The organism is Caballeronia sp. LZ034LL (genome assembly GCF_031451215.1).
Taxonomy (GTDB): Bacteria; Pseudomonadota; Gammaproteobacteria; order Burkholderiales; family Burkholderiaceae; genus Caballeronia.
In genome coordinates, this window is record NZ_JARUXR010000001.1 from 3004727 (window position 1) to 3030358 (window position 25632).

General features: G+C 65.9%; 23 protein-coding genes. 15 read left to right on the forward strand and 8 right to left on the reverse strand.

Annotated features, from left to right (window positions below; genetic code table 11):
* Window positions 1–290: 290 nt before the first annotated feature.
* Complete coding sequence (gene mnmC / locus QCE83_RS13835; RefSeq protein ID WP_309810979.1) at window positions 291–2132, reverse strand: bifunctional tRNA (5-methylaminomethyl-2-thiouridine)(34)-methyltransferase MnmD/FAD-dependent 5-carboxymethylaminomethyl-2-thiouridine(34) oxidoreductase MnmC; 1842 nt, start codon at window positions 2130–2132, stop codon at window positions 291–293.
* Window positions 2133–2723: 591 nt separating this feature from the next.
* Between mnmC and QCE83_RS13840 the strand changes: the two genes are divergently transcribed.
* Window positions 2724–3002 (forward strand): HU family DNA-binding protein, encoded by a 279-nt coding sequence (locus QCE83_RS13840; protein ID WP_008352404.1) that lies wholly within the window; start codon window positions 2724–2726, stop codon window positions 3000–3002.
* A 128-nt stretch (window positions 3003–3130) separates the two neighbouring features.
* Here the strand turns inward: QCE83_RS13840 and QCE83_RS13845 are convergent, their stop codons facing one another.
* Both QCE83_RS13845 and QCE83_RS13850 read right to left on the reverse strand, forming a co-directional pair.
* A complete protein-coding gene (locus QCE83_RS13845) occupies window positions 3131–4408 on the reverse strand; it encodes a GTP-binding protein (RefSeq protein ID WP_309810983.1) in 1278 nt (425 codons plus the stop codon).
* Window positions 4409–4558: 150 nt separating this feature from the next.
* A complete protein-coding gene (locus QCE83_RS13850) occupies window positions 4559–5014 on the reverse strand; it encodes a lytic transglycosylase domain-containing protein (RefSeq protein WP_309810986.1) in 456 nt (151 codons plus the stop codon).
* Between the two features lie 621 nt (window positions 5015–5635).
* Between QCE83_RS13850 and gspD the strand changes: the two genes are divergently transcribed.
* The 12 genes from gspD (at window position 5636) to QCE83_RS13910 (ending at window position 17172) form a co-directional block, all read left to right on the forward strand.
* Complete coding sequence (gene gspD / locus QCE83_RS13855) at window positions 5636–8002, forward strand: type II secretion system secretin GspD (RefSeq protein ID WP_309810990.1); 2367 nt, start codon at window positions 5636–5638, stop codon at window positions 8000–8002.
* Window positions 7999–9495 carry a type II secretion system ATPase GspE gene (gene gspE / locus QCE83_RS13860; RefSeq protein WP_309810993.1) on the forward strand — a complete coding sequence of 499 codons (1497 nt, stop codon included), beginning with the start codon at window positions 7999–8001 and terminating at the stop codon, window positions 9493–9495. Before gspD ends, gspE begins: the two co-directional genes overlap by 4 nt.
* Before the next feature lie 27 nt (window positions 9496–9522).
* The gene (gene gspF / locus QCE83_RS13865) at window positions 9523–10740 is read left to right on the forward strand and encodes a type II secretion system inner membrane protein GspF (RefSeq protein ID WP_309810998.1); all 1218 of its coding nucleotides are present in this window, start codon (window positions 9523–9525) and stop codon (window positions 10738–10740) included.
* Window positions 10741–11154 carry a hypothetical protein gene (locus tag QCE83_RS13870; protein ID WP_309811001.1) on the forward strand — a complete coding sequence of 138 codons (414 nt, stop codon included), beginning with the start codon at window positions 10741–10743 and terminating at the stop codon, window positions 11152–11154.
* A 197-nt stretch (window positions 11155–11351) separates the two neighbouring features.
* On the forward strand, window positions 11352–11798 hold the full coding sequence (gene gspG, locus QCE83_RS13875) for a type II secretion system major pseudopilin GspG (RefSeq protein WP_309811004.1): 447 nt from the start codon (window positions 11352–11354) through the stop codon (window positions 11796–11798).
* 27 nt (window positions 11799–11825) lie between these two features.
* Window positions 11826–12308 carry a GspH/FimT family pseudopilin gene (locus QCE83_RS13880; protein WP_309811007.1) on the forward strand — a complete coding sequence of 161 codons (483 nt, stop codon included), beginning with the start codon at window positions 11826–11828 and terminating at the stop codon, window positions 12306–12308.
* A complete protein-coding gene (gene gspI / locus QCE83_RS13885; protein ID WP_309811010.1) occupies window positions 12305–12703 on the forward strand; it encodes a type II secretion system minor pseudopilin GspI in 399 nt (132 codons plus the stop codon). The genes QCE83_RS13880 and gspI overlap by 4 nt, the downstream gene beginning before the upstream one ends.
* Window positions 12681–13364, forward strand: coding sequence for a prepilin-type N-terminal cleavage/methylation domain-containing protein (locus QCE83_RS13890; RefSeq protein ID WP_309811013.1), 684 nt, complete (start codon window positions 12681–12683; stop codon window positions 13362–13364). Before gspI ends, QCE83_RS13890 begins: the two co-directional genes overlap by 23 nt.
* Window positions 13361–14488, forward strand: a complete 1128-nt coding sequence (gspK, locus tag QCE83_RS13895; RefSeq protein WP_404984662.1) for a type II secretion system minor pseudopilin GspK — start codon at window positions 13361–13363, stop codon at window positions 14486–14488. Before QCE83_RS13890 ends, gspK begins: the two co-directional genes overlap by 4 nt.
* A gap of 37 nt (window positions 14489–14525) precedes the next feature.
* The gene (gene gspL, locus QCE83_RS13900) at window positions 14526–15896 is read left to right on the forward strand and encodes a type II secretion system protein GspL (RefSeq protein ID WP_309811022.1); all 1371 of its coding nucleotides are present in this window, start codon (window positions 14526–14528) and stop codon (window positions 15894–15896) included.
* A complete protein-coding gene (locus tag QCE83_RS13905; protein ID WP_309811025.1) occupies window positions 15893–16396 on the forward strand; it encodes a type II secretion system protein M in 504 nt (167 codons plus the stop codon). Before gspL ends, QCE83_RS13905 begins: the two co-directional genes overlap by 4 nt.
* A complete protein-coding gene (locus QCE83_RS13910) occupies window positions 16393–17172 on the forward strand; it encodes a type II secretion system protein N (RefSeq protein ID WP_309811026.1) in 780 nt (259 codons plus the stop codon). Before QCE83_RS13905 ends, QCE83_RS13910 begins: the two co-directional genes overlap by 4 nt.
* A 23-nt stretch (window positions 17173–17195) precedes the next feature.
* Here the strand turns inward: QCE83_RS13910 and QCE83_RS13915 are convergent, their stop codons facing one another.
* Both QCE83_RS13915 and QCE83_RS13920 read right to left on the reverse strand, forming a co-directional pair.
* On the reverse strand, window positions 17196–18752 hold the full coding sequence (locus QCE83_RS13915) for an efflux transporter outer membrane subunit (RefSeq protein ID WP_309811029.1): 1557 nt from the start codon (window positions 18750–18752) through the stop codon (window positions 17196–17198).
* Window positions 18753–19002: 250 nt separating this feature from the next.
* A complete protein-coding gene (locus QCE83_RS13920) occupies window positions 19003–19305 on the reverse strand; it encodes a hypothetical protein (protein WP_309811032.1) in 303 nt (100 codons plus the stop codon).
* Between the two features lie 226 nt (window positions 19306–19531).
* Here QCE83_RS13920 and QCE83_RS13925 point away from each other — a divergent pair, with 226 nt between their 5' ends.
* Window positions 19532–20020 (forward strand): MarR family transcriptional regulator, encoded by a 489-nt coding sequence (locus tag QCE83_RS13925; RefSeq protein ID WP_309811035.1) that lies wholly within the window; start codon window positions 19532–19534, stop codon window positions 20018–20020.
* Between the two features lie 125 nt (window positions 20021–20145).
* The gene (locus tag QCE83_RS13930; protein WP_309811037.1) at window positions 20146–21699 is read left to right on the forward strand and encodes a DHA2 family efflux MFS transporter permease subunit; all 1554 of its coding nucleotides are present in this window, start codon (window positions 20146–20148) and stop codon (window positions 21697–21699) included.
* Between the two features lie 6 nt (window positions 21700–21705).
* Here the strand turns inward: QCE83_RS13930 and QCE83_RS13935 are convergent, their stop codons facing one another.
* From QCE83_RS13935 to ada, 3 genes are all read right to left on the reverse strand, one after another.
* Window positions 21706–22278 carry a hypothetical protein gene (locus tag QCE83_RS13935; protein WP_309811040.1) on the reverse strand — a complete coding sequence of 191 codons (573 nt, stop codon included), beginning with the start codon at window positions 22276–22278 and terminating at the stop codon, window positions 21706–21708.
* A gap of 154 nt (window positions 22279–22432) precedes the next feature.
* A complete protein-coding gene (gshA, locus tag QCE83_RS13940) occupies window positions 22433–24052 on the reverse strand; it encodes a glutamate--cysteine ligase (RefSeq protein WP_309811044.1) in 1620 nt (539 codons plus the stop codon).
* Between the two features lie 239 nt (window positions 24053–24291).
* Window positions 24292–25374 carry a bifunctional DNA-binding transcriptional regulator/O6-methylguanine-DNA methyltransferase Ada gene (ada, locus tag QCE83_RS13945; protein WP_309811047.1) on the reverse strand — a complete coding sequence of 361 codons (1083 nt, stop codon included), beginning with the start codon at window positions 25372–25374 and terminating at the stop codon, window positions 24292–24294.
* Window positions 25375–25632: the final 258 nt, after the last annotated feature.

Below are 25632 nucleotides of genomic sequence, written 5' to 3' on the forward strand. Positions count from 1 at the left end.
CGGCAGGGTGAAATGGTCCGGCTGGCTGCCGCCTGACGCCTCCGCCTTCAGGTGTTTACAGGTTTACTGTATATACAAGTAGTAGTAGTTAACAAGCGCTGCCGCGCACTGTGGATAACCGCGATTTTGTCTTTCCAAACAACGAATTGAGAGAAGCACAAAGGCACGGTAAACATGTTCGTCCGCGGCGGTTAACCTGGAACAACTTTGGGCGGGTAAACCGGAGTCCGCGGGTTGTCCCGTTTACATGCACAACGAGTTCACACGCGTTTCACCGGCAATCGGCCGCGTTATCCACAGACCGGTGGGGACAACTCATCAGGGCCGATCTCGCCATGGCGCAGCTGCCGCAACAGGAAGCGAGCGGGATCGACGGCCTCGGCGAGGTCGCGCTCGATGGGCCAGGGCTCGCCTTCGATCTGCGCCGCCACGAGTTCAGCGGCGAGGCTCGCCCAGATCAGTCCGCGCGATCCGAACGCGAACGCGCCGTACAGACCCGGCATGCGCGGCAGGTCCAGCGGCCACGCGCCGGACAGCCGTCGCGCATCGCGGCGGGCGGCGGCTTCATCGGCGAGCTGGCCAATCATCGGCATGCGGTCGCTGGTCACGCAACGGAACGCGACGCGCCCGCCGCGAACCGTGTCTTCGGTGAACGCCATGCCGGGCAACATGCCGGCGACGCGCTCGCGGTTCTCGACATCTCCTTCGGCACGCATCTCGGGATCGGGATCGTCGATGTCGTAGGTCGCGCCGATCAGCGTGCTGCCCGCGCCCAGCGGCACCGCGTAGCCTTCCCCGATTACCGGCACACGCAGCGCATCGAAGCCGGGTGACTCGAGCATGCTGAGCTGGCCGCGCACGATGCGCGTCGGCTGCCCGTAGAGACCGGCCAGGCGCGCGGCATCGCGCGCATTGGCGAGGATCATTGCCGGCGCGCGGGCGATCTCGTTGCCGCTGCTATCGAAGGCTCGCCACAGCCCGTCTTCACGAGCGATGCTCGCCACTTCGGTATTCATGCGCATCGCGGTTCGTGTGGCAGAGCCGGCCAGTTGCGCGGCGCATAACGCAGCGGGCGAAATCGCGCCGCCTTGCGGGAAGAACCAGCCGCCGCGCGCAACCTCGACGCCTGCTACGCGCGAAGCGTCGCTTCGCGTCATCGGCTGCACATACTCGGATGGATACGCAAAGCGCGCGATGGCAGCCGCGAGGGCATCGGCGTCTTCGGGCGTATCGGCGATCTGGAGCAGGCCGGCGTTGCTTCGACGCAAGTCGTGACCGGCCTGTTCGAGCGGGCGCCATCGCTGCAGCGCGCTGAGAAAGCCGGCGCGGGTGAGGCGAGCGGCGACGCTGTCGTCGCGCCAGACGATCGGATGGAACACGCCTGCCGGATTGCCCGATGCATCGCGCGCCGGCTGTTCGTGGCGGTCGATGAGCGTCACGCGGAAGCCGCGCGCGGTCAGCCGCGATGTCACCGCACAGCCGGCCAGTCCCGCGCCGATGACGATGGCGTCGCGCGTGCCGTCGCCGTCGGGCCGCGGCGGTTCATGCCGACGCACGCGCCAGCGCGGCGCGAAACGTCCCGTGACTTGCTTGCTGGCACCCGACGAGTGGCATGTGAAACCGGCGGCTTCTAGCGCGCCTTGGAACGTTGCATGGGTGTCGGCGGGTGCGTTGATGCAGGCGGTCGCATCGTCGCCGGCAAGACGCGCGAGCGACTTGCACAGCGTGCGTGGATCGCCTGGATCCGCTTTGGTCACATCGACGTTGAAGGCATCCGCGCGCAGCCATAGCTTCGACAGCATCTCCTGGCGATCGCCGACCGCGAGCGTCAACACGACCCGTCCGTCCGCGAACTCCAGGCGATGCAGGCCCGTTACGCGCATCGGCCACGCGCGCTGCAGCTCGGCTTCGAGCGGCGAGCCCGTGTTCGCCGGGGGATGATCGAGTGCGGCGAGCGGTGCGACGGCAACGACATGGAGCCGCTCGCAACGCGCGTCGTCGTCCAGCCAGCCTTGCCACGCGGCAAGAAAGCTTTCGGCAGGCGTGAAGGTCAGATCGACGATCGTAAAGACGCGCCGGTTGCGCCAGCGTGCGGGCAGATCGTGCGACGCGAGAAGCAAAGGCTCAGTCATGGGGATGGAGGAAGGCCCGTTGGCGAACCAGGGATTCGACGAAGATCAAGTGCGGCATGGGTTGTGCGGCTCGCCCTGGGCTTGCGACGCGCTTGCACCTTCCCGAAGACTGGGACCGACCGACGGCCGGGCTCATGGCCTTGGTGAAAGTGCTTGCAAGAGCACTGCATGGACCCGGGCCACAGCCGTCAAACCCAATGTGGGCAAGGCTGAGAGCGGGAGCAGGGGCAGTGGGCGGGAACGTTGGCAAAAACCAACGGCACCTTGTGATGAGGGATTCGTCCTTGCCACAAGCATCGAAAGTCGATGTCCCACGCTGAAAAACCCCGCCGGAAGCCCGAAAAATATAAGGGTAAATCTTTGAAACCCTTATCCTGATTGGGTTTGCGCTGCGCTATCATACCAAGCGCTGCCTACAGAGGCGGCGTGAAGGCGACGAAGTGGAGCAACGTCCGTGAAGTGGCGCCGGAGAACGTCAAATCGTCGGGCGGGCCTGTCAGAAGGCCGTCCCTACTCGACGGCACGGCTTGCGCACGTATAATCGGCGCGTTCGCGCTGTTCGTGTCAACCTAAACTGATAAAGGAACCTTAATGAACAAACAGGAATTGATCGACGCCGTAGCCGCTCAGACCGGCGCCAGCAAGGCTCAAACCGGCGAAACGCTGGACACGTTGCTCGAAGTGATCAAGAAGGCTGTCTCGAAAGGTGACGCAGTGCAGTTGATCGGCTTCGGCAGCTTCGGTTCGGGAAAGCGCGCAGCGCGCACCGGCCGCAACCCGAAGACTGGCGAGTCCATCAAGATTCCGGCCGCAAAGACGGTCAAGTTCACGGCTGGCAAGGCATTCAAGGATGCAGTGAACAAGCGGTAAGTTTCTTGCCGATTGTCCGGCTACCCGCGGTAGCCAGTGATACATGACCCGCCTTCGGCGGGTTTTTTTTCGTCTTTGTATGGGTTTGCCGGTCGCCGGCACGCTGCGCAGGCGTGCCGTCTTGCCGGTCAATGCCGATGATCTTCGCAACCGCAGTCGGGACCATGTTCATGGTCATCGTGTTCATGATCGTGGTCTTCGATATCCCACGCAGGGAACGGATCGGCCAGATGCTTCCAGCCATCCGCGCCGAGCGCCCATTCATCGTCGGTGAGGAGACACGCGTCGAAGGTGTCCTGCCAGTACGCCCGATCGAGATCCAGGCCGATGAGCACCAGTTCCTGCCGACGGTCGCCGATGCTGTTGTCATCCGGATCGCCAACCCATTCCGCGACGATCTCCGCTTCGAGCTCGGGGTCATCGGTCGGCCATTCGCTGCGATCCTGCGCCGCCCACCACACGCCCGCCGGGCCATGCCGGCACGTGCCGCCCGCCTGCGACAGCGAACCGCCGACCTCACTGCGCGTCGCGAGCCAGAAGAAGCCCTTGGCGCGCAGCACGCCGGTCCATTCGCGATGCAGCAGGTTCCATAGACGCTCGGGATGGAACGGCCGGCGCGCCCGATATACGACATGACCCACGACATGACCGACCTCAGTGACGTCCGCTTCATCGTCCGTCGTCGATGGCGCTTCGTTGAGAATGGCAAGCCAGCCCGGCGCGCTTGCAGTGGCATCGAGATCGAAACGTCCCGTGTCGAGAATTTCTCCCGGCGAAACGATGCCGGATTGCGTCGTGATCTGAAGCGCGCGCGGATTCAACGCGTGGAGGATTCGCGCGATCTTCTCCGTCTCCGCGGCATCGACGAGATCGGTCTTGTTGATCACGATCACGTCGCAGAACTCGATCTGCGCGATCAGCGTTTCCACGACCGTCCGGTCTTCTTCATCGTGCGCGCCCGTCTGCAGTCCGCGTTCGGCCAGCGAATCCGGAGAGGTGTAGTCACGCAGGAAATTCGCGGCATCGATCACGGTGACGAAGGTATCCAGTGCCGCGTGGCCGGCGAGCGTGGCGTCATCGTCGTCGCCGAATGCGAGGTTCTCGGCGATCGTCATCGGATCCACGGCATGCGATGTCTCGACGAGGATCGCATCGAAACGCTGCTGTTCGGCAAGCCAGGTGATGGCGCCTTCCAGCGCGGACATCGATTGATCGCTCAAGGTGAGCAGCAGTCCGCCGTTGGGAAGCTCGGTCGTTTCCTGGTCGGCGGCCGGCGGGGCCTTGCCGCACGTGATCGCGCCGATGCGTACGGCTTCGGTATTGGCGAGCAGTGCATCGACGAGCATGGTTTTACCCGCGCCTGTGAATCCCGATAGCACGGTGATCGGAAGGGGGGATGGGTTCATTGCAGTGGACCGGACGGGGAAGAAGGCGCGCGAGCGCGGGTCCGCTGCGCTGCGCGCGGCGCGGACGATCGAAGAGGGGATTTTGCATCAATTGCGCGGGACGCGGATGCGGGCGCGGGTGACGTCAGCGATGAAAGACCGCGCGGCCGCTCAGCGCTTGGCTTCGACCAGCTTCCAGCGGCGCAGGATCTCGATGATCTGGGCCGAGTACTTGTCGCGCAGCGCAGGCGTTTCGGAATGGTAAGCGCCGACCGCCTGCCACGAATTGCCGTACTTGTTCATCTTCTGGCGCAGATGCCACGCAGCGACGTAGACGCTCTTGCACGGCTGCATCAGCGTGCCGCTGGAGATGCCGTATTGAGCCAGTGTGTCGAGGTGGATGGAGTTGATCTGCATCAGGCCGTAATCGGTGGACCCGTTTGCGTTCTTGTTGATCGCGTCCGGCTTGTTGTGCGATTCCTGCCAGGCGATGGCGCGCAGGATGAGCGGATTGACCTTCTGATATTTGGCGGCTTCGTCGAAGCAGTCCGCGTGTGCGGAAGCAGCCGCCAGCAGCGAGCCGCATAACGCGACGCATGACACAAGTCTGCGCGTGATTCTCTTCATCTTCTTCTGCTCCATCCGCCGATGCGAAACGTCATGCCGCCGTTGCGGCGCCTTGGCGCCAACGCCAACCAACACACGTCCGCGGCCGGGTTCGTGTTCTCGGAGGGAATCATTGTTTCGGGAAAACCCACCCTTTTCGAGACAGCCCGTAAAGCGGAACCGACCGTATCATACCGGCTGATGTTTCTGGTCATAAGTTGGCTATCAGACATACGCCAATGCGCACGCAAGACGGCTGTTCGCGTGCAAGTGTGCCAGACCTGCTGGCGAGTGTGCTCTAAATGTATGAATATTAAGAGTTCCGGACGCGCTACAATTCGGCTCCCGCGCGCATCGACCCGTCCTCGGAACCTGTTACGAGCATGGTCTATCGGCAAGTTCCTTGAAAGCTTGAGCGCTGGAACGTATCGCGCGACGCAGCTTCAGACAGATTTCGATCTGGTACGAATTGGCATAATTTCGTTACATAAAGCTGTTATCGTCATATTTTTTTACCCGACTGCAGACCGTGCGCCCTCGCGCCCGATCGTGGTCGGCGGCGCTTCCCGCAGACGGGGAGCGCTGCCTTGGCCGGCTTCCCGGTGATCCGGCTCTGATATCACATCCATGAGAAGACAACCTATGGCACTGCGTCGCATCGCGACGGCACTGCTGGCGGCGGGACTCATCGTCGCCCAAGCCGCGCACGCGCAAGTGACGTTGAATTTCGTCAACGCGGATATCGACCAGGTCGCCAAGGCGATCGGCGCCGCCACCGGCAAAACCATCATCGTCGATCCCCGCGTCAAGGGGCAACTGAACCTTGTTTCGGAAAATCCGGTTCCCGAAGATCAGGCGCTGAAGACGCTTCAGTCGTCGCTGCGCATGCAGGGCTTCGCGCTCGTGCAGGATCACGGCGTCCTGAAGGTCGTGCCCGAAGCCGATGCCAAGCTGCAGGGCGTGCCGACCTACGTCGGCAACACGCCCGGCGCGCGCGGCGACCAGGTGATCACGCAAGTCTTTCAGTTGCGCAACGAATCGGCGAACAACCTGCTGCCGGTGCTGCGCCCGCTGATCTCGCCGAACAACACCATCGCGGCCTATCCGGCCAACAACACGCTGGTGGTCACCGATTACGCCGACAACATTCGCCGCATCGCGGGCATCATCGCGGGCGTGGATACGGCGGCGGGCCGCGAGGTCGATGTCGTCACGCTGAAGAACGCGAACGCCATCGATGTCGCCGAGCAGATGAACAAGCTGCTCGATCCAGGCACGATCGGCAGCACCGACGCGACGCTCAAGGTCACGGTCACGCCGGATGCGCGCACCAACTCGCTGATGTTCCGCGCGTCGAGCAGCGCGCGGCTCGAGGCCGCCAAGGCGCTCGCGAAGAAGCTGGATGCCCCGACCGGTCAGCCCGGCAACATGCACGTCGTCTCGCTGCGCAACGCCGACGCGGTGCGCCTCGCCAAGACGCTGCGCGGCATGCTCGGCAAGGGCAGCGGCTCCAGCGACAATTCCAGCTCGTCGAGCTCGAACTCGAATAATGGCTACGGCAACAGCGGCGGCGGCCTCGGCAGCAGTTCGTCGATGTCCACTGGCCAGTCCGGCGTGCCTCCGCTGCCGGGCGGCCTCGGCTCGTCCAGCTCGGGCAGCGGCAACAATCCCTTGACGGGTGGCAGCGGCAACCGCGACTCGAACTTCTCGTCGAACAAGGACAGCGACAACGGCAACGATCAGGGCGGCGGCATGATCCAGGCGGATTCGGCGACGAACTCGCTCATCATCACCGCGCCCGATCCGATGTACCGCAACCTGCGCGCCGTGATCGACCAGCTCGACGTGCGCCGGCCGCAGGTCTATATCGAGGCGCTGATCGTCGAGCTGAACGCAACCTCCAATGCAAGCCTCGGCATCCAGTGGCAGGGCGCGCTGCTGTCCAACAGCGGCAATAACGCGCTCTATGGCAGCACGGGCTTTCCGACCGTCTCGGGTACGAGCAACAACATCGTCGATCTGACGCTGGCGGGCGGCGCTGCCGCGCAGAATACGTCCGCGCTCACGGCGGCGACCGGCTTGCTCGCACCGGGCCTCAACATCGGCTTGCTGCACCGCTTCGGCAACCTGTTCGGACTGGGCGGCCTGCTGCAGGCGCTGTCGACGTCCTCGGACGCCAACGTTCTCTCGACGCCTAACCTCATCACGCTGGACAACGAAGAAGCGAAGATCATCGTGGGCCAGAACGTGCCGGTGGCGTCGGGCTCCTACTCCACGCCGACCGCGAATACGACGGCCGGGATCAGCGCCTTCAACACGTACGATCGTCGCGACGTCGGCGTGGTGCTGCACGTCAAGCCGCAGATCACCGACGGCGGCGTGCTGAAGCTCCAGGTCTACCAGGAAGACTCGAGCGTCGACGCCACGACGGTGAACAACGTGTCCGGGCCGACCATCAACACGCGTTCCGTGCAGTCCACCATCATGGCGGACGACGGCGAGATCGTCGTGCTGGGCGGCCTCATGAAGGACGAGTACGACAGCAGCACCAGCAAGATTCCGCTGCTCGGCGACATTCCGTTCATCGGCAGCCTGTTCCGCAGCGAAAGCAAGGTGCGCTCGAAAACCAACCTGATGGTGTTCCTGCGGCCGGTGATCGTGCGCGACCAGGCAACGTCTTCGCAGATCGCGAACACGCGCTACGACTACATGCGTCAGCAGCAATACGGCGCGACCTCCGACAACCGCCTCATCAAGGACACCAACATCCCGGTGATTCCGCCGAAGCCGCTCGGCCCGAGTGAAGGCGGCGGCGCGCCCGCGGACAACCTGCTTGACTGGAGCAGCATGACGCGCGGTCCGGGACCGAGCACGACGTTGCCGCAGAACCCCGATGCCGGACAGGCGCCGCAACCGGTGCAGATCGCGCCGCAGTCCACCTTGCCGTCGCAGAACAACTATCCGGCGCCCACCGGCGCGGGCAACGGCCAGACCGGAGTACGGCCGTGAGCACCGTGAACGGCGCGGAAGGCGCGCACGACCACGCGAGCACGGCGGCATCGCCGCTGGCGGCGCGGCTCGTGCCCTACGGCTTCGCGCGCAGCGGACAGATCCTGCTGGCGCACCAGCATCCGGACGGCATCGAGGTCTGGATCAGCGAGCGCACCAGCGACGCCGCGCTCGCCGAGGTCGCGCGCAACTTCGGCGCGCTGTCCATCGTGCGCAAGTCGTCCGACGAACTCGCCGCGGCCATCAACGCCGCCTACGCGCGCAATGACGGCAGCGCGGCGCAGGTGGTGGGCGAGGTGGAAGGCGAGGTCGATCTGTCGCGCCTGATGCAGGACATTCCGGAAGTCGAGGACCTGCTGGAGTCGGAAGACGACGCGCCGATCATCCGCATGATCAACGCGCTGCTCACGCAGGCGGCGCGCGAGCAGGCGTCGGACATTCACATCGAGCCGTTCGAGAATGCCTCGGTCGTGCGTTTCCGGGTGGACGGCACGCTGCGCGATGTCGTGCGCCCGAAAAAGGCGCTGCACGGCGCGCTGATCTCGCGGATCAAGATCATGGCGCAGCTCGACATCGCGGAGAAACGTTTGCCGCAGGACGGGCGCATCACGCTGCGCGTCGGCGGACGTCCGGTGGACGTGCGCGTCTCCACGCTGCCCACCGGCCATGGCGAGCGCGCAGTGCTGCGTCTGCTCGAAAAGGACGCACAGCGCCTGAATCTCGAAACCCTCGGCATGGCGCGCGACACGCTGGTCCACTTCGACAAGCTGATTGGCCGGCCGCACGGCATCGTGCTCGTGACGGGGCCGACCGGCTCCGGCAAGACCACCACGCTGTATGCGTCGATGTCGCGACTGGAGACCACCACCACCAACATCATGACGGTGGAGGATCCGATCGAGTACGACCTGTCGGGCATCGGCCAGACGCAGGTGAACGAGCGCATCGGCATGACCTTCGCGCGGGCGCTGCGCTCCATCCTGCGTCAGGATCCGGACATCATCATGATCGGCGAAATCCGCGACCTCGAAACCGCGCAGATCGCCGTGCAGGCGTCGCTGACCGGCCACCTGGTGCTCGCGACGCTGCACACGAACGATGCCGCCTCCGCCGTCACGCGTCTCACCGACATGGGCGTGGAGCCGTACCTGCTGGCGTCGTCGCTGCTGGGCGTGCTGGCGCAGCGGCTCGTGCGGCAGCTGTGTCCGGTGTGCAAGGAAGAGCGCGTCGAAGAAGACGGCGTGCGCCACTGGCATCCGGTGGGCTGCGAGCGCTGCGGCCAGTCGGGCTATGTGGGCCGCCGCGGGGTCTATGAATTGCTGCTGATCGACGACACGATCCGGCCGCTCATCCACCGCAACGCCGCCGATGCCGAGATTCTCGAAGCCGGCCGCAAGCAGGGCATGCGCACGCTGCGCGAGGACGGCGACCGCTGGCTGGCCGCAGGCGTTTCGTCGCTCGAAGAAGTGCTGCGCGTGACCGGCGGCGATTAAGAGCGAACCAGCGCGGAGAACCCACGTATGCCGGCTTTTCGTTTTGAAGCCATTGATTCAGCGGGCAGGACCCAGAAAGGCGTGCTCGACGCCGACAGTGCCCGCGCCGCGCGCAGCCAGTTGCGCACGCAAGGGCTGACGCCGCTCATCGTCGAAGCGGCGGGTTCGCGCACGCGCGGCGAACGGCAGCAGCGGCTGTCGCTCGGGCGCCGTCTGTCGCAGCGCGAGCAGGCCATCCTGACGCGCCAGCTGGCGAGCCTGCTGATCGCCGGCCTGCCGCTCGGCGAGACGCTCGCCGTGCTGACGGACCAGTCCGAGCGCGATTACATCCGCGAACTGATGGCCGCGATCCGCGCCGAAGTGCTCGGCGGCCATTCGTTCGCCAATGCGCTCGCGCAGCATCCGAAGGACTTTCCGGAGATCTATCGCGCGCTAGTGGCGGCGGGCGAGCATACCGGCAAGCTCGGCCTGGTGCTGTCGCGTCTGGCGGACTACATCGAACAGCGCAACGCGCTCAAGCAGAAGATCGTCCTGGCGTTCACCTATCCGGGCATCGTGACGATCATCGCGTTCGGCATCGTGACCTTCCTGCTGAGCTATGTCGTGCCGCAGGTCGTGAACGTGTTCGCGAGCACGAAGCAACAGCTGCCATTCCTCACCATCATGATGATGGCGCTGTCCGCCTTCGTGCGCAGTTACTGGTGGGCGATGCTGATCGGCGTGGCGCTGTTCGCCTGGATCGTGAAGAGCATCCTGGCGCGGCCCGGGCCGCGCATGTCGTTCGACCGCTGGCTGCTCGGCGCGCCGCTGGTCGGCAAGCTGGTGCGCGGCTACAACACGGTGCGCTTCTCCAGCACGCTCGCCATCCTCACCGCCGCCGGCGTGCCGATCCTGCGTGCGCTGCAGGCCGCCGGCGAAACGCTCAGCAACACGGCGATGCGCGACAACGTCGAAGACGCCATCGTGCGCGTGCGCGAAGGTTCGTCGCTGTCGCGGGCGCTCGGCAACACGAAGACCTTTCCGCCGGTGCTGGTCCACCTGATCCGCTCGGGCGAGGCGACCGGCGACGTCACCACGATGCTCGACCGCGCCTCCGAAGGCGAAGCGCGCGAGCTCGAACGCCGCACGATGTTCCTGACGAGCCTGCTCGAACCGCTGCTGATCCTCGCGATGGGCGGCGTGGTGCTGGTGATCGTGCTCGCGGTGATGCTGCCGATCATCGAACTGAATAATCTGGTGCAGTAAATGAACGCCCTGCAAACCCGACTGTTATCGCTGGCCGCCCTTGCGCTCTTCTGCGTGACGATCACCTACTGGGTCGTCACGCTGACCGCGCGCCAGACCACGCCGCTGCCCGGCGCGGCCGCGACGCGCACGCCTTCGGTCGAGCAGGCCGCGACCATCTTCGGCGGACGGCTCGAGCGTCAGGCCAACTCCGACGTCCACCTGTTCGGCATCCTGGCGCTGCAGGGCGGCGCCGCGGCCATCGTGAGCTACGGCGGCGAGCCGGCCAAGGCGGTGTCGCTCGGCGGGCCGCTCACGCAGGGCGTGAAGCTGTCGGAAGTGCGCGCGCGCTCGATCATCATCGAGCGCAACGGCGTGAAATCGGAGATCTTCCTGCCGCAGAATCCGCCCGGGCCGACCATCTGGGTGCGCTGAACGCGGCGCGGTCCGGCTCGCTGCGACGCGATGCCCGCATGCGGCGGCAACGCATGATGAAAGCGGATCGATAGAATGAGCGGCGGCGGCGTCCCACGCACGGCCGCGCGATTGTTTCGAAACACCGGACGCGGACGTCCGGAACGTTATTTTCAATTGAAGAGGGTGGTGTTATGCATATGTTGACCCAATGCCGCATGCGGCTTCAGCAAGCCCAGGCGCAAGGTCGTCGCCAGCGCGGCTTCACGCTGATCGAAATCATGGTCGTGATCGCGATTCTCGGCATTCTCGCCGCGCTGATCGTGCCGAAAATCATGAGCCGTCCGGATGAAGCGCGCCGCGTCGCCGCGAAGCAGGACATCGGCACGATCATGCAGGCGATGAAACTCTATCGCCTCGACAACGGCCGTTATCCGACCCAGGAGCAGGGCCTGCGCGCGCTGATCGAGAAGCCCTCCACCGAACCCGTCCCGAACAACTGGAAGGACGGCGGCTATCTGGAGCGCCTGCCTGCCGATCCGTGGGGCGGCCAGTATCAGTATCTGAATCCCGGCGTGCACGGCGAGATCGACGTCTTCAGCTACGGCGCGGACAACAAGGCGGGCGGCGAGGGCAACGATGCCGACGTCGGCTCGTGGCAATGACCGTCCGGCGGTAGGAAGGAACGCAGCGTGAACAGGCACGGCAGGCACATCGACGCACGGCGCAACGCCGGCTTCACGCTGCTCGAGATGCTCGTCGTGCTGGTCATCGCGGGTTTGCTGGTGTCGCTCGCGTCGCTGCAGCTGACGCGCAATCCGCGCACCGATCTCAACGAGGAAGCGCAGCGGCTCGCGCTGCTGTTCGAAGCCGCGGGCGACGAAGCCCAGGTGCGCGCCCGGCCCATTTCCTGGCAGCCGCAGGACGGCGGCTTTCGCTTCGACATCCGCACCGAAGACGGCTGGCGCCCGTTGCGCGACGATCTGCTGCGCGCGCGCCGCTGGGAAGGCGGCGTGACCGGCGTGAACATCCAGTTTCTCGACTCGGACAAGTCGGTGAGCCGGCTCGTGTTCGGCACCGAGGCGATCGACACGCCGATGGAAATCACGCTGTTCTCGGCCGTGGGCCGCGCGACCATCGTGGGCAGCGGCAACGGCCGCTTTCAGGTGCGATGATGCGGCGCCTTGATCGAAGAAAGCATCAACGCGGCTTCACGATGATCGAAGTGCTCGTCGCGCTGGCGATCATCGGCGTGGCGCTGGCGGCGTCGATCCGCGCGGTGGGCGCGCTCGCGACCGGCGAGGCGGACCTGCACCGGCGTCTGCTGGCGGGCTGGAGCGCGGACAACGAACTCGCGCAGCTGAGGCTCTCGCATCAGTTTCCGCCGCTCGGCTCGCGCACCTTCGACTGTTCGCAGGGCAATCTCAAGCTCACCTGCACGCAGCGCGTGAGCCAGACGCCGAACCCGATTTTCCGGCGCGTCGAAATGTTCGTCTCGACGCCGGGCCGCTCCGGCAATCTCGCGCAAATGGTCACGGTGGTGGCGAATGAAACGAATCGCTCGCTCTGACCGCCGGCCACTGACCGGCAAACGCGGGCAGCGCGGTTTCACGCTGCTCGAGATGCTGATCGCGATCGCGGTTCTCGCGGTGATCGCGGTGCTGTCGTGGCGCGGACTGGACTCCGTGATCCGCGCCCGCGCCACCATCGAGAATGCGATGGAAGACGAGCGCATCGTGGCGCAATTGTTCGACCAGATGCGTATCGACGCCCGCCAGGCCGCCACCGACGACGAAGCCGGCCAGCCCGCCGTGCAGATCGGCAACGGCGCGCTGCAGATCGTGCGCGGCGTGTTCGCGGCGAATGTGCCGCCGCGCCTGCAAGTGGTTCGCTACCGGCTGTCGAACGGGCGTATCGTGCGCTATGCGTCGCCGCCGCTGGCGAACGTCGGCGAAGTGCGGCGCGCGTTGTCCGGCGACACCGGCGGCTGGAGCTCGATTCCGCTGATGGGCGGCGTGGGGTCGCTCGCGACGCGCGTGTTCATCCCGGAGAAAGGCTGGACGACGCGCATGAGCGACGTGCTCGCGCAGATCAACCAGAACGACAACAACCTGAAGGTGCCGCAACTGGGCAACGCGCCGCTGCCGCGCGCGGTGTCGGGCATTCAGGTGGCGGTCGCCGCGCAGACGCTGAAAGCGCCGCTCACACGCGTGTTCCTGGTCGGAGAATGACAATGCGCCATCGTTCGAACCGTCGGCTGGAAAGGAAGCAACGCGGCGTCGCCATCATCACCGCGCTGCTGGTCGTGTCGCTCACGGCCATCCTCGTGTCGGGGCTGCTGTGGCGCCAGCAGGTGCAGATCCGGCGCATCGAGAACCAGCGGCTGCTCGCGCAGGCGCAATGGATTTCGCGCAGCGCGCTCGACTGGACGCGCCTCATCCTGCGTTCGGAGGCGGATACCTCGCCCACCGTCACCTATCTCGGCGGTGTGTGGGGCGTGCCGATTGCGCGGACCAAGCTGTCGGACTTCCTCGGGCAGATCGGCGAGGTGCGCGCGCAGCAGGGCGCATCGACTTACCTGTCCGGCTCGATCGAGGATGCACAGGCGAAGTTCAACCTGCGCAATCTGGTGTCCACGCCGACGCCCGGCGTGCTCACCGTCAACGTCGAGCAGATCCAGGCGTTCCAGCGGCTCCTGACGATGCTCGGCATCAACGGCTCGCTCGCGAAGACCGTCGCGCTGCAGATCCGCGCGGGCCTGCAGCCTTCGGCGACGCGCTTCCAGACGCAGACCGGCACCACCGCGGGCACCACGAGCGGCACGACGGCGGAAGCGCAGATCGCCGCGCTCGCGCAGGGCGGCGGCACGGGCGGCGGCAACTTCACGGACGATCCGGGCCTCAAGGACTCGGATGACAACTCGCCGGTCGCACCGCTGCAGATGATCACGGTCGATTCGCTGCTCGACGTGCCGGGCTTCTCGCCGGAGGCGGTCGCGAAGCTGCGGCCGTTCGTGACGGTGTTGCCCACCACGACGGCCGTCAACATGAACACCGCGCCGGCGGAAGTGGTGGCGGCGATGGTGCCGGGCATGAGCCTGTCGCAGGCGCAGGCGTTCGTCGCGCGCCGCGAGACGGTGTTCTTCCACGACGTGGGCAACGTGCAGCTCGCGCTGTCCGGCGCGGGCATGAAGACGACATCGATCGACCCGAACGAACTCGATGTCACGACGAAGTACTTTGTGATTCACGGACGCGTCGATCATGAACGCGCGCAGCTCGAGCGCACGACGCTCGTCTATCGCGATCCGACGACGCATGCGACGCGCATCGTCTATACGCGCGACTCGACCTGATGGTCGTGTCGCAGTCATTGTTGAGGGGAAGTGTCGCTTGAGCACACTGATCGTTTCATTACCGCCGCGCGATCCCGCGGTGCGCTCGGAAGAGTGGCACCTGCCGGATCTGCCTTTTCTGCTGCTCGACAAGCGCGGCGAGCCGCAACGCATTGGCCGCGCGGCGCTCGGGCTTCTGCCGCGCGCGAGCGCGACGGTGCTGATCGTCGCCGCGCGCGACACGCTGCTGCTCGCCGCCGCCATGCCGCCGCTCAAGGGTCCGCGTTTGCGGCAGGCGCTGCCGAACGTGGTCGAAGACCAGCTCATCCAGGATCCGCAGACATGTCATATCGCCGTCGATCCCGTCGCGCTGGCGGATGGACGGCGCGTCGTGGCCGTGATCGACCGCGGCTGGTTCCGCTTCGTTGTCGGCGCCTTCTCGGGCGCGGGGCATCGCAACGTGAAGGCGGTGCCCGCGATGCGTTGCCTGCCGGTGCCGGCGGCCGCGGCTGCGCCTGTTGAGCCTGATGCCGCGCTCGATGCCGACGTCGATGAGGCCGCCGTGCCCTCGACGCCGTTCATCGCCGGCCTGCTGGGCCCGGTGATCTCGACCGCGCCCGCGCTCATCGGCGAGATGGCCGCGCCCACGCCGGCGTCGCTCGGCGCGCCGCGCATCGAGATCGCGATCGCGCGCGGCGAACGCGCGGCGCTCGGCGAAGGCCTCGCGCTGTCCGCCGAGTCGATCGTGCCGACGCTGACGGCGCTCGCGGGCGATCATCCGGCGACGCTCTATTCGCTCGTTGACCTGCCCGGCGACGAGCCGCGTCTCGCCAGCGTTCGCCCCGTCGCGGGCCATGTGGACATCCCGGGCGCGCAGCCCATCGCCTTCGAAACGCTCGCACGCAACGCGCTCGCCAGCCGGTTCGACCTGTGCCAGTTCGAGTTCGCCGCGCAGCCGTGGAAGCTCGATCGCGCGACCGTGCGGCGGCTGCGCGTGCCGATCGCGCTCGTGGCGCTGTCCGTGCTGGTGTCGATCATCGGCATCAACGTGCAATGGCTGCAACTCGCCCGCCAGCGCGACGCGATCAACGCGCAGATGACCGAGCTGCTGCTCAACGCGTTCCCGAAGACGACCGTCGTGCTCGATGCGCCCGATCAGATGACGCGCAACCTCGACCGCCTGCGCACGGCGTCGGGGGAACTGTCGCCGGCGGATTTCCTGTCGCTGGCCGACGGGCTCGCGCGGTCGCTCGGTCCTGTGCCGGTGAACGGCATCGCGGGGCTCGACTATCGCGACCGTCATCTGGAAGTGACCTTCAAGCCCGACACCAAGGTCGATCCCGATCTCACCAAGCGCCTCGCCGCCAACGGCCTGAGCGGTTCGATCGACAGCAATACCGGCAAATGGACCATCGGGAGCGGCCAATGAAAGCGGAACTCCTCCGTTCCCTGGCGGAATTCTGGGAAGCGCGCACGCCGCGCGAAAAAACCATGCTGATGTGGGGCGGCCTCGCGCTCGGCATCCTGCTCGTGTATCTGGTGCTGTGGGCGCCGGCGTTCGAAGGCCGCGCGCGGCTGCGCGACTCGCTGCCCGGGATGCAGCGCCAGCTCGCGACCATGAACGCGCAGGCCAATGAAGCGCGCTCGCTCGCGCCGGCCGCGGAAGGCATGACGCCGACCGGCGGCGCGCTGCGCGACGCGTTGCAGAAATCGCTCGCCGACAACGGCATGCAGCCGACGCAGGTGCAGGTGATCGGCGCGGCGGTGCAGATCCAGTTGAAGAACGCGTCGTTCCCGAACTGGACGATGTGGCTCGACGACGCGCGCAAGCAGTTCAAGGTGCAGGTGTCGGAGGCGCACATCACCGCGCTGAAGCCGGATGGCCAGGTGGACCTGACGGCGTCGCTGCAACCGGCCGGCGTGAAATGAGCTACTGGACCCGACGCATCCGGCTGGCGGTGCCGGCGCTGCTCGTGATGATCGTATCGATCGGCGGGACGCTGCTCGTGATGATGCCGGCCGCGTGGATCGTGCCGCAGTTTTCGAAGGCCACCGATGGACACGTGAACCTGGTCGATCCGTCCGGCTCGCTGTGGCGCGGTTCCGCGACGCTGATGCTCGCCGCCGGCAGCGATGGTTCGGGCGCGACGCTGCTGCCGGGGCGCATCGAGTGGAGCACGGCGTTCTGGCCGCTGTTCACCGGCCGCGTGCACATGACGATGCGCCAGACGCAGGCGATGCCCGATGCCGTGATCGTCGACGCCAGTCCGCGCGGCGCGACGCTCAGCGCGAGCGAGATTGCCGTGCCGGCCACGCTGCTGTCGGGCCTGGGCGCGCCGTTCAATACGCTGAATTTCGACGGCAACGTGCGGCTCGCCTGGACTGAACTGCGCCTGTTGAACCGCAATGCCTACGGGCAGGTGGTGGTGACGCTCGACGACATGGCATCGAGCGTCTCGCGGGTGAAGCCGCTCGGTTCATATCGCGTGGCGTTGCAGGCGCAGGGCGGGCAGGCGAGCATCGATCTGTCGACGAGCAAGGGCCCGCTGATCCTCAAGGGCAATGGCTCGATCTCGCAGGAATCGACGTCGTTCCAGGGCACCGCGACGTCCACGCCCGAACAGCGAGAGAATCTGGCCGGGCTGCTGAATCTGCTCGGCCGTCACACGGATCCGGATACCGTCGCGCTCGTGTTCGTGCGCTGAGGCTGAAGCTGAAGTTGTGGCGTTCAGCGCGCGACGGTGCGGCTTGCGTCCGCCGCTTTCGCCACGGGAGCCGATGCAGCCGCGGGCGCTTGCGCGTCGCCGGTTTCGTGGTCCATCTGCGCGACGTCCCAGCCGCCGCCCAGCGCCTTCACGAGTCCCACCGACGACACCATCCGCTGCCCCGCAATATTCGCGAGCTTCTGCTGCGCGGTGAAGGCGGTGGTCTGCGCGGTCAGCACGTTGATGTACGCGACCGTTCCCGCCTTGTACTGGTTGTTGATGATGGCCAGCGCCTGCTGCGCCGATTCGACCGCCTGTTGCTGCACGACGATTTCCTTCTCCAGGATGCGCAGCGACGCGAGGTTGTCTTCGACATCCTGGAACGCCGTGAGCACCGTCTGGCGATAGGTCGCGACGTTCTGGTCGTAGGCGGCGCGCGCAGCGTCGGTGCGGGCGGAGCGCAGGCCGCCGTCGAACAGCGTGGCCGCGATATCCGGCCCGAGCGTCCAGAAGCGCGACGGCGCGCGCAGCAGTTGCGACAACACCGAACTCTCGAAACCGCCTTGCGCCGACAGCGTCAGGGTCGGGAAATACGCGGCCATTTCCACGCCGATCTGCTCGTTCGCCGCGGCGGCCTTGCGTTCCGCGGATGCAATGTCCGGACGCCGCTCGAGAATGGCCGACGGCATCTGCACCGGGACGGTCGGCGGGGTGGCGTCGAGCGGAATGGGCGGGATGGAGAAGGTCGAGGCCGGCTCGCCGACCAGCACGGCGATCGCGTGCTCGTACTGGGCGCGCGCGACGCCGTTGTCGATCGCCGATGCCTGCGCCGATTGCAACTGCGTCTGCGCCTGGATCACGTCCGAGCGCGCGACGATGCCCTGTCCGTACTGGTTCTGCGTGAGCTTGAGTGATTGCTCGTAGGCGGCGACGGTGTCGTCGAGCAGCTTTTGCTGGGCGTCGAGCGAGCGCAGCTGGAAGTAGGTCTGCGCGAGCGTGGCCTGCGCGGAGAGCCGGGCGTTGGCGAGATCGGCGGCTGCGCCCTGTTGTCCCGCTTTCTGCGATGCCACCGTGCGCGACACGCTGCCCCACAGGTCCGGCTCCCACGAGGCATCGAGCGAAGCGCTGAACTGGTTGTTCACGGAGCCTTGCTGGCCGAAGCTGGAACTGCTGGTCGAGCGGTTGCCGGCGCCGGTACCCGATCGCGAGCCCGACGCGGACGCGCCGATGGTCGGGAAATAGGCCGCGCGCGCTTCACCGACGAGCGCGCGCGCCTGCCGATAGGCGGCGGCATATTGCGCGACGGTCTGGTTCGATTGATTCAGCTGAGCTTCGAGCGCGTCGAGGCGCGGGTCGGTGTAGACGGTCCACCAGGTGCCGCGGTCCGACTGATCCGCCGGTTGCGCGACCTTCCAGCCTTCGGGCGCTTCCTTGTAGCTTGCCGGGAGCGTCACGGACGGACGCTGATAGTCGGGCCCGACCGCGCATCCGGCGATCAGCATCGCGAGCGTGGCGGCGAGCGCCGTGGCAGTGAGCCGGCGCGGGCTGAGGGAAGCGGAGAGGGCGGTGCGGTGCGGCATCTGCGGGTCGGAAGTCCTGTCGGCGCCGCGCCGTTCAAAACGACGGACGCGGCAAGCCGGGATGATAGTGGAGCACTCGTGGAACGCCAACGCCATGCACTCGGCGCGTGGTCAAGGCGCTTTCTGCGCCTGAACAGACCTGGCGGGCGTATCGGGCAGACGTTAGCGTACCGGGTTCGCCGTAAGCCGGGTGTTACGCGACTGAGGAAATCGGTTACGACGCGTTACTGGCTGGAGTCACGCCTTGAACTCAGGCGCCGGTGGCGCCGCCGTTTCCGGGGCAGGGCGAGCAGGGCGGCTGGAGCAGCGGCCGCGAGGCCACGGAAGACGCTGCAGGAGTTTTCGCGGGCGCGGCTTCCTTGCGCCGATGCCGGTTCTCGTACCAGCCCAAGCCCAGCACGATGAACGATCCGCCCGGCAGCAGGAAAACGATCAGATACAGCGCAAATTTCCACGAATTCAACTTCGGCGGGACGAAGTGACGGGAAGCGTGGGCGATCGTGCTGCTGACAGTGCCGAAACGTCGGCGGGCGGTGCGTACGAAGCGGGTCATGGGAGGGATCCTGGGGGCGTCGGCGGCCGACGCTGCGGGCGATCAGAACATGGTCTCGGGTGGCGCGGGAAGCGCGTAACTCGTTGCATGAAATAATATTGACTGTGCAAGTATTTTTCAAGATACTTCCGACGGCTTTTTCGTGAGTGTGGCCCCTTTGTAACGCGGTGCAGCATCGCGGGCTTCGCATTATCAGCAAGACATGAGCCGCGTGCTCGAGGCCACCATGAACAGCGACCCGCTCTACGATCCATCGACCATCCGGCTCGAAACGAGCCTCGGCTATCTGCTCGCCAAAGCGCGTAACGTGCTCGTCGCGCGGACGGATCAAGCGCTCAAGCCGCTCGATCTCACCGCCCAGCAGATCGGCGTGATGCTCGCGCTGGCTTCGGGTCGCGCGCGGTCGCCGCTGGAGCTGTCGCGCGAGATGTCCTATGACAGCGGCTCGATGACACGCATGATCGACCGGCTCGAAAAGAAGGGCTTCGTCAGCCGGTCGAGAAGCGAGGCGGACCGCCGCATCGTCGAACTTGCGCTGACCGAGCGCGGGCGCACTGCGGCGGGGCAGCTTCCGGCGATCGGCGCCGCCGTGCTCAATGAGCAGCTCGACGGCTTCAGCCGTGCGGAACTGGATCAGTTGACCGGACTGCTGGCGCGCTTCATCGGCAATGCGCCGGCTGGCGACTGTCCGGCCTGTTCCGTCGACGACGAATAGCACTCAGTCCAAATCAGGGTGTTTGAATGCTCTAATTACTGTCTGGGCAGAGAATGTCGCGACAAGAGAAAGATTGCATGCGATGCGAGCCTTCACCCTCACCACGCTGCTGGAGCTAAAAAACGATGTCAACAACGGCAACCTCCGCACCACCCGCGCCCATGCCGCTCAAGGGCGGCATCCTGGCCCTGCTGACACTGGGCCTCGCGCTCGGCACCTTCATGGAGGTGCTCGACACGTCCATCGCGAATGTCGCGGTGCCCACGCTTTCCGGCAGTCTCGGCGTGGCGACGAGCGAAGGCACCTGGGTCATTTCCTCGTACTCCGTGGCGTCGGCGATCGCGGTGCCGCTGACCGGCTGGCTCGCCCGGCGCGTCGGCGAAGTGAAGCTGTTCACGATCTCCGTACTGCTGTTCTCCGTCGCCTCGGCGCTGTGCGGCCTCGCGCACAACTTCGAATCGCTGATCGCCTTCCGGCTGCTGCAAGGGCTCGTGTCCGGGCCCATGGTGCCGCTCTCGCAAACCATCCTGATGCGCAGCTATCCGCCCGACAAGCGCGGCCTCGCGCTCGGACTCTGGGCCATGACGGTGATCGTCGCGCCCATCTTCGGCCCGATGATGGGCGGCTACATCACCGACAATTTCACCTGGCCGTGGATCTTCTACATCAACGTGCCGATTGGTGTGCTGTCGGCGGCGCTCGCGTGGTTCCTGCTGCGCGGTCATGAAACGAAAACGACGGCGCAGCGCATCGACGGCGTCGGGCTCACGCTGCTCGTGATCGGCGTCGCGAGCCTGCAGATGATGCTGGACCTCGGCAAGGACCGCGACTGGTTCAGCTCGCATCTGATCACCACACTGGCGATCGTCTCGGCCATCTCGCTCGCGTTCATGTTCGCGTGGGAGCTGACCGAGAAGGAACCGGTGATCGACCTCTCGCTGTTCCGCGACCGCAATTTCGCGATGGGCGTGCTCATCACGTCGCTGGGCTTTCTGGCGTTCTTCGGTTCGGTCGTCGTGCTGCCGCTGTGGCTCCAGACCGTGCTCGGCTACACGCCGTGGCTCGCGGGTCTCGCCACCGCGCCGGTCGGCTTGCTCGCGCTCGTGCTGTCGCCGCTCATCGGGCAGAACATGCAGCGCCTGAACCTGCGAGTCGTGGCGAGCTTCGCGTTCCTGACCTTCGCGTTCGTGTCGCACTGGAATTCGACCTTCACGCTCGATACGCCCTTTCATCAGATCATCATGCCGCGTCTGATCCAGGGCATCGGCGTCGCCTGCTTCTTCGTGCCGATGACGACCATCACGCTCTCCAGCGTCTCCGACGACCGGCTCGCGGGCGCGGCGGGATTGTCGAACTTCCTGCGGACGCTGTCGGGGGCCATCGGCACGGCGGTCAGCACGACCTTCTGGGAGAACGACATGATCCGTCATCACGCGCGGCTCACCGAGTCCGTCACGCCGTATGCGAGCGGCACGACGGCCTATTCGGACCTGCTGTCGGGGCTCGGGCTGGGCGGCCAGGCGCTCACCGCGCAGCTGGATCGCGTGGTGTCGGCGCAGGCGTACATGATGTCGACCAACGACTTCTTCCGCATTTCGTACTATGCGTTTCTCGTGCTGGCCGCGATGGTCTGGCTGACGCGGCCGAAGAAGGGCGCGTCAGCCTCGATGGGGCATTGAAGGGCGTTACTGCGGCGTGAGCGGGGTCGCGGATTGACCCGGCTGGCTCTCGAGATTGAGCGGCGGCGGCGTGTCGAGCGGACTGACCTGCACGCCGCCCGGCACGGGAGCCGGCACCGGTGCGGGCAGTGTTGCGCCCGACTGCACGGCTTGCGGCGTGGCGGACTTGCGCAATCCTGGACCATTGCGGATGAACTGCTTGAAATCCGCGCCCGCCTGCCACGGATTCGGCTCGCAGCCGAGCGGGTTGTCGCAATGCGCAGCAAAGCCGATGGTCGCGGTGCCCTCGTTGGTCGGCGTCTTGGTGACCTGGTAGGCAAGCGCGCGTTTGCCGCTCGACGGACCGGCCGTCATGATGATCGAGTCGGTCACGGTCTGGATGCGGTACTCCGAATGATTCGTGACCCAGACCTGTGCGCGGGCCCACCAGGCGTCGCATTCCGGCTTGCTCATGCAGGTGAGCGGCTGGGTGGCCTGCTCCATCGTCGTGCTGCTGACCTGATCCTGCACCGCGCAGCCGCCCAGTAACGCGAGCGACGCAGCCCCCAGCGCGGCCGCGCCGAAGAACTTCTTGTTCATTGCTCCCCCGATCGTCGAAAAATGAGCCACATTTTGACCCGCCAGACCGGCCGATGTTGCGCTGCGTTGCGCACTGTTGCACACGCCGGTAAGCGTTGCCGTCGGCGACTGACACCGGCGTGGCAATTCTGCCAGTGAACGGCCAGCGGCCCGTTCAGACGCTTTCGGTGTCCGGCTTGTAGGCCTGATAGGCGGCGACGAAGGCCTCGAACGATTCGCTGTCGCGGCTTTCGAGCTCGACCTGTTCCACCAGCGACTTCGCCGCGAGCTCTTCCATCCTGCGTTCCTCGTCCGCATCAAGCGGCCGTTCGCGGAACGCCGCTGCGTGGCGCGCGCTGAGTTCGAGCGCGAATGCGTCGAAGGATTGCTGCTTGTCGTGCATGGTGCGCAGCACGCGCGCCGACGGCGTGAGCGACGCATCCGCCAGCCGCGGCCGCAACGCCGCGAGTGCGCGCGCGTGATCGCCACGGCCCGCGAGGGCGTCGAGCGTCTTCGCCACGGGCTCGATGGCATCGAACAGTTCTTCGGCCCATTGCCGCATCGGCACGCTGGCGCCGTCGCGTTGCAAGGCCAGACCCGGCTTGCGGCCTTCCTTCGCCACCGCGCTGAAGTTGGCGTTGGCTTCGAGATTCGCGTCGGGCGGCAGCAGCGGACTGTCTTCCAGTGCGCAGTAGAGCAGATAGGCATCGAGGAAACGCGCGGTTTCGAGCGCGATGCCGGTCGGCTCGAACGGATCGATGTCCAGGCAACGCACCTCGATGTACTGCACGCCCCGCTCGCACAAGGCGTGCAGCGGACGTTCGCCGGAATGCGTGACGCGCTTGGGACGGATCGTCGAGTAGAACTCGTTTTCGATCTGCAGCACGTTGGTGTTGATCTGCACCCATTCGCCGTCGCGTTGCGTGCCGATCTCCTCGTACGGCGCATACGGCTGGCTGACCGCGCGGGAGAGCACGCGCAGATAGGCGCCGAGATTGTCGTAGCTCGGCAGCAGGTCGGCCTGTGCGGGATTGTTGGTGTAGCCGAGATCGCTCATGCGCAGGCTGGTGGCGTGCGGCAGGAAGAACGTGTCGGCGTCGAAGGATTCGAGATGATGCGCGCGGCCCTCGACGAAACGCCGGTTCAACGCCGGCGATGCGCCGAACAGGTACATCAGCAGCCAGCTCGTGCGGCGGAAGTTGCGGATCAGCGCGAAATAGCGCTCGGACTGGAAATCCTTCGCCGACAACGTGCTGGCCGGATCGAGCGCCTGCCAGGCGCGCCAGACGTTTTCGTTCAGCGAATAGTTGTAGTGGATGCCGGCGATGCATTGCATCGTGCGGCCATAGCGCAACGCGAGGCCGCGCCGGTACACGTGCTTCAGCTTGCCGATGTTCGACGTGCCATACGTGCCGAGCGGAATGTCGTCTTCCGGCGGCAACGTGTTGGGCATCGAGTTGTTCCACAGCAGCTCGTCGCCCATGCGCGAATACACGAAGCGATGCAGCTCATCGAGCCGATCGAGCGTGATCGACACATCGGTTTCGGCGGGCGTGATCAGCTCGACGAGCGCTTCCGAGTAATCGGTCGTGAGCAGCGGATGCGTCAGCGCGGATCCGAACGCGCGCGGATGCGGCGTCATGGCGAGTTCGCCCAGCGGCGTCACGCGCAAGCTTTCTTTCTCGATGCCGCGCAGGCCTTGACGCAAGGCGTCGGCATGCGTGCCGGACGCGAGCGCGGCGAGCCTGCGCTGATAGGCGCCGGCTTGGGGATCAGCGGGATTCTGGTTTGCCATGAAACGATCTGCGAGGAGCGCGAGCGATGAAGCCCGGGTCGTATTTTTAGGGTAGCGGGCACTTTAACATCTCGGTGTAAGGCGTGCTTGAGCGCAAGACCAGCAAGGGTTTGCGGCTTTTTCGGGATGTTCGCGGCAGGGTGCGCGGAGAGTGTCGGAGCCGTCTTGCGCGGCTCGCGAGGAGAACGAAGCGCCGCCGGGCGCTTCGTTTGCAACGATGACGAGCGTGTCCGGAACGATCAGGCGATTTCGTCGGCGGCGTGCTGCGTGCGCTCGGTGTGGAGCAGCGTTTCCTTGCGCGACGCGCCCCAGCGATAGCCCGCAATCGCACCGTCCTTGCCGATCACGCGATGACACGGAATCGCAAGCGCCACCGGATTCGAGGCGCACGCGTTCGCGACAGCCCGCACCGCGCGCGGCGAGCCGAGCGTTTCCGCGATGTCGGTATAGCTGCGCGTCTGCCCGTACGGAATGTGGCGCAGCGCATCCCAGACGCGCCGCTGGAACGCGGTCGCGCCGATGTCGAGCGGCAGGTCGAAGCGCTCGCGCGTGCCTTGCAGATAGGCGCGGATCTGCGCGACGAACGGCTCCATTCGCGCGGCGTCCTCGAGGCGCTCGGCCTGGGAGAAATCGGCGGCGAGCTGATCGACGAGCGTGGTGGCGTCGTCGCCGAATGCGATCTTGCACACGCCCTTGTCCGTGGCCGCGACGATCACGATGCCGAGCGGCGTGGCGGCGGTCGTATAGCGCACGGTCAGGCCCGCGCCCTGGCGCTTGTAGGCGGAAGGCGTCATGCCCAGTTCGGCGGGCACGGCGTCATACATCCGCGACGGCGAGGCGAATCCGGCGTCGTGCGTGGCGCGCGTGACGTCGCGGCCGCGCTGCAACGCGTCGCGCAGCACGCCCGCGCGCTGTGCCGCCTGATACTGGCGCGGCGAAATGCCGACGATCCGCGAAAACAGCCGTTGCAGATGGAACGGGCTGACGTGCACTTCATCGCTCAGTTGGGCGAGCGTCATGCGCTGCTGCAGGTTGGCGTCAAGCACCTTGCACGCACGTTCGACGATTGCCAGATCGCGCGGCAGACGGGTCGGCTGACAGCGCTTGCAGGCGCGATAGCCGGCGGTTTCCGCGGCGTCGGTGGTCGCGAAGAATTCGACGTTCTCGCGGCGCGGCGCCCGCGATGCACACGACGGCCGGCAGAACACGCCTGTCGTGCGCACGGCGAAGAAGAAGACGCCGTCGGCGTGGGCGTCGCGCTGGACGACGGCTTGCCAGCGGCTGTCGTCAGAGGAAAAAACGGGGGCGGTTTCGGTTTTCATCACAAACCTCGGTGGCGCAGTGGGTATGGGACCACTGTAGAGCCGTGCCGATGAGGTTACGCGCCGATTCTTGCGCTGTCATCGAATGGCCGGGCGCGAAATCTCAGGGGCAGATACCACATAGTGACGCCATAGGGGTTTTTACTAAAATTTCTATTGCGTCGCATCAAGGGGCTGTGTATTATTGGAACTGTCTCCTCCATGTCTCCTCCTGATATGGATTCAGCCCGCCAACCTAGGCGGGCTTTTTTTCGTCCG

Coding starts and splice junctions, on each gene's coding strand:
- mnmC (WP_309810979.1), bottom strand. CDS start 2,132: ATGACTGAGCCTTTGCTTCTCGCGTCGCACGATCTGCCCGCACGCTGG.
- QCE83_RS13910 (WP_309811026.1), top strand. CDS start 16,393: ATGAGCTACTGGACCCGACGCATCCGGCTGGCGGTGCCGGCGCTGCTC.
- QCE83_RS13920 (WP_309811032.1), bottom strand. CDS start 19,305: ATGACCCGCTTCGTACGCACCGCCCGCCGACGTTTCGGCACTGTCAGC.
- QCE83_RS13845 (WP_309810983.1), bottom strand. CDS start 4,408: ATGAACCCATCCCCCCTTCCGATCACCGTGCTATCGGGATTCACAGGC.
- QCE83_RS13935 (WP_309811040.1), bottom strand. CDS start 22,278: ATGAACAAGAAGTTCTTCGGCGCGGCCGCGCTGGGGGCTGCGTCGCTC.
- gspI (WP_309811010.1), top strand. CDS start 12,305: ATGATGCGGCGCCTTGATCGAAGAAAGCATCAACGCGGCTTCACGATG.
- QCE83_RS13870 (WP_309811001.1), top strand. CDS start 10,741: ATGAACGCCCTGCAAACCCGACTGTTATCGCTGGCCGCCCTTGCGCTC.
- gspK (WP_404984662.1), top strand. CDS start 13,361: ATGACAATGCGCCATCGTTCGAACCGTCGGCTGGAAAGGAAGCAACGC.
- QCE83_RS13905 (WP_309811025.1), top strand. CDS start 15,893: ATGAAAGCGGAACTCCTCCGTTCCCTGGCGGAATTCTGGGAAGCGCGC.
- QCE83_RS13840 (WP_008352404.1), top strand. CDS start 2,724: ATGAACAAACAGGAATTGATCGACGCCGTAGCCGCTCAGACCGGCGCC.
- gspF (WP_309810998.1), top strand. CDS start 9,523: ATGCCGGCTTTTCGTTTTGAAGCCATTGATTCAGCGGGCAGGACCCAG.
- QCE83_RS13850 (WP_309810986.1), bottom strand. CDS start 5,014: ATGAAGAGAATCACGCGCAGACTTGTGTCATGCGTCGCGTTATGCGGC.
- ada (WP_309811047.1), bottom strand. CDS start 25,374: ATGAAAACCGAAACCGCCCCCGTTTTTTCCTCTGACGACAGCCGCTGG.
- QCE83_RS13915 (WP_309811029.1), bottom strand. CDS start 18,752: ATGCCGCACCGCACCGCCCTCTCCGCTTCCCTCAGCCCGCGCCGGCTC.
- gspD (WP_309810990.1), top strand. CDS start 5,636: ATGGCACTGCGTCGCATCGCGACGGCACTGCTGGCGGCGGGACTCATC.
- gshA (WP_309811044.1), bottom strand. CDS start 24,052: ATGGCAAACCAGAATCCCGCTGATCCCCAAGCCGGCGCCTATCAGCGC.
- QCE83_RS13925 (WP_309811035.1), top strand. CDS start 19,532: ATGAACAGCGACCCGCTCTACGATCCATCGACCATCCGGCTCGAAACG.
- gspG (WP_309811004.1), top strand. CDS start 11,352: ATGCGGCTTCAGCAAGCCCAGGCGCAAGGTCGTCGCCAGCGCGGCTTC.
- QCE83_RS13890 (WP_309811013.1), top strand. CDS start 12,681: ATGAAACGAATCGCTCGCTCTGACCGCCGGCCACTGACCGGCAAACGC.
- QCE83_RS13930 (WP_309811037.1), top strand. CDS start 20,146: ATGTCAACAACGGCAACCTCCGCACCACCCGCGCCCATGCCGCTCAAG.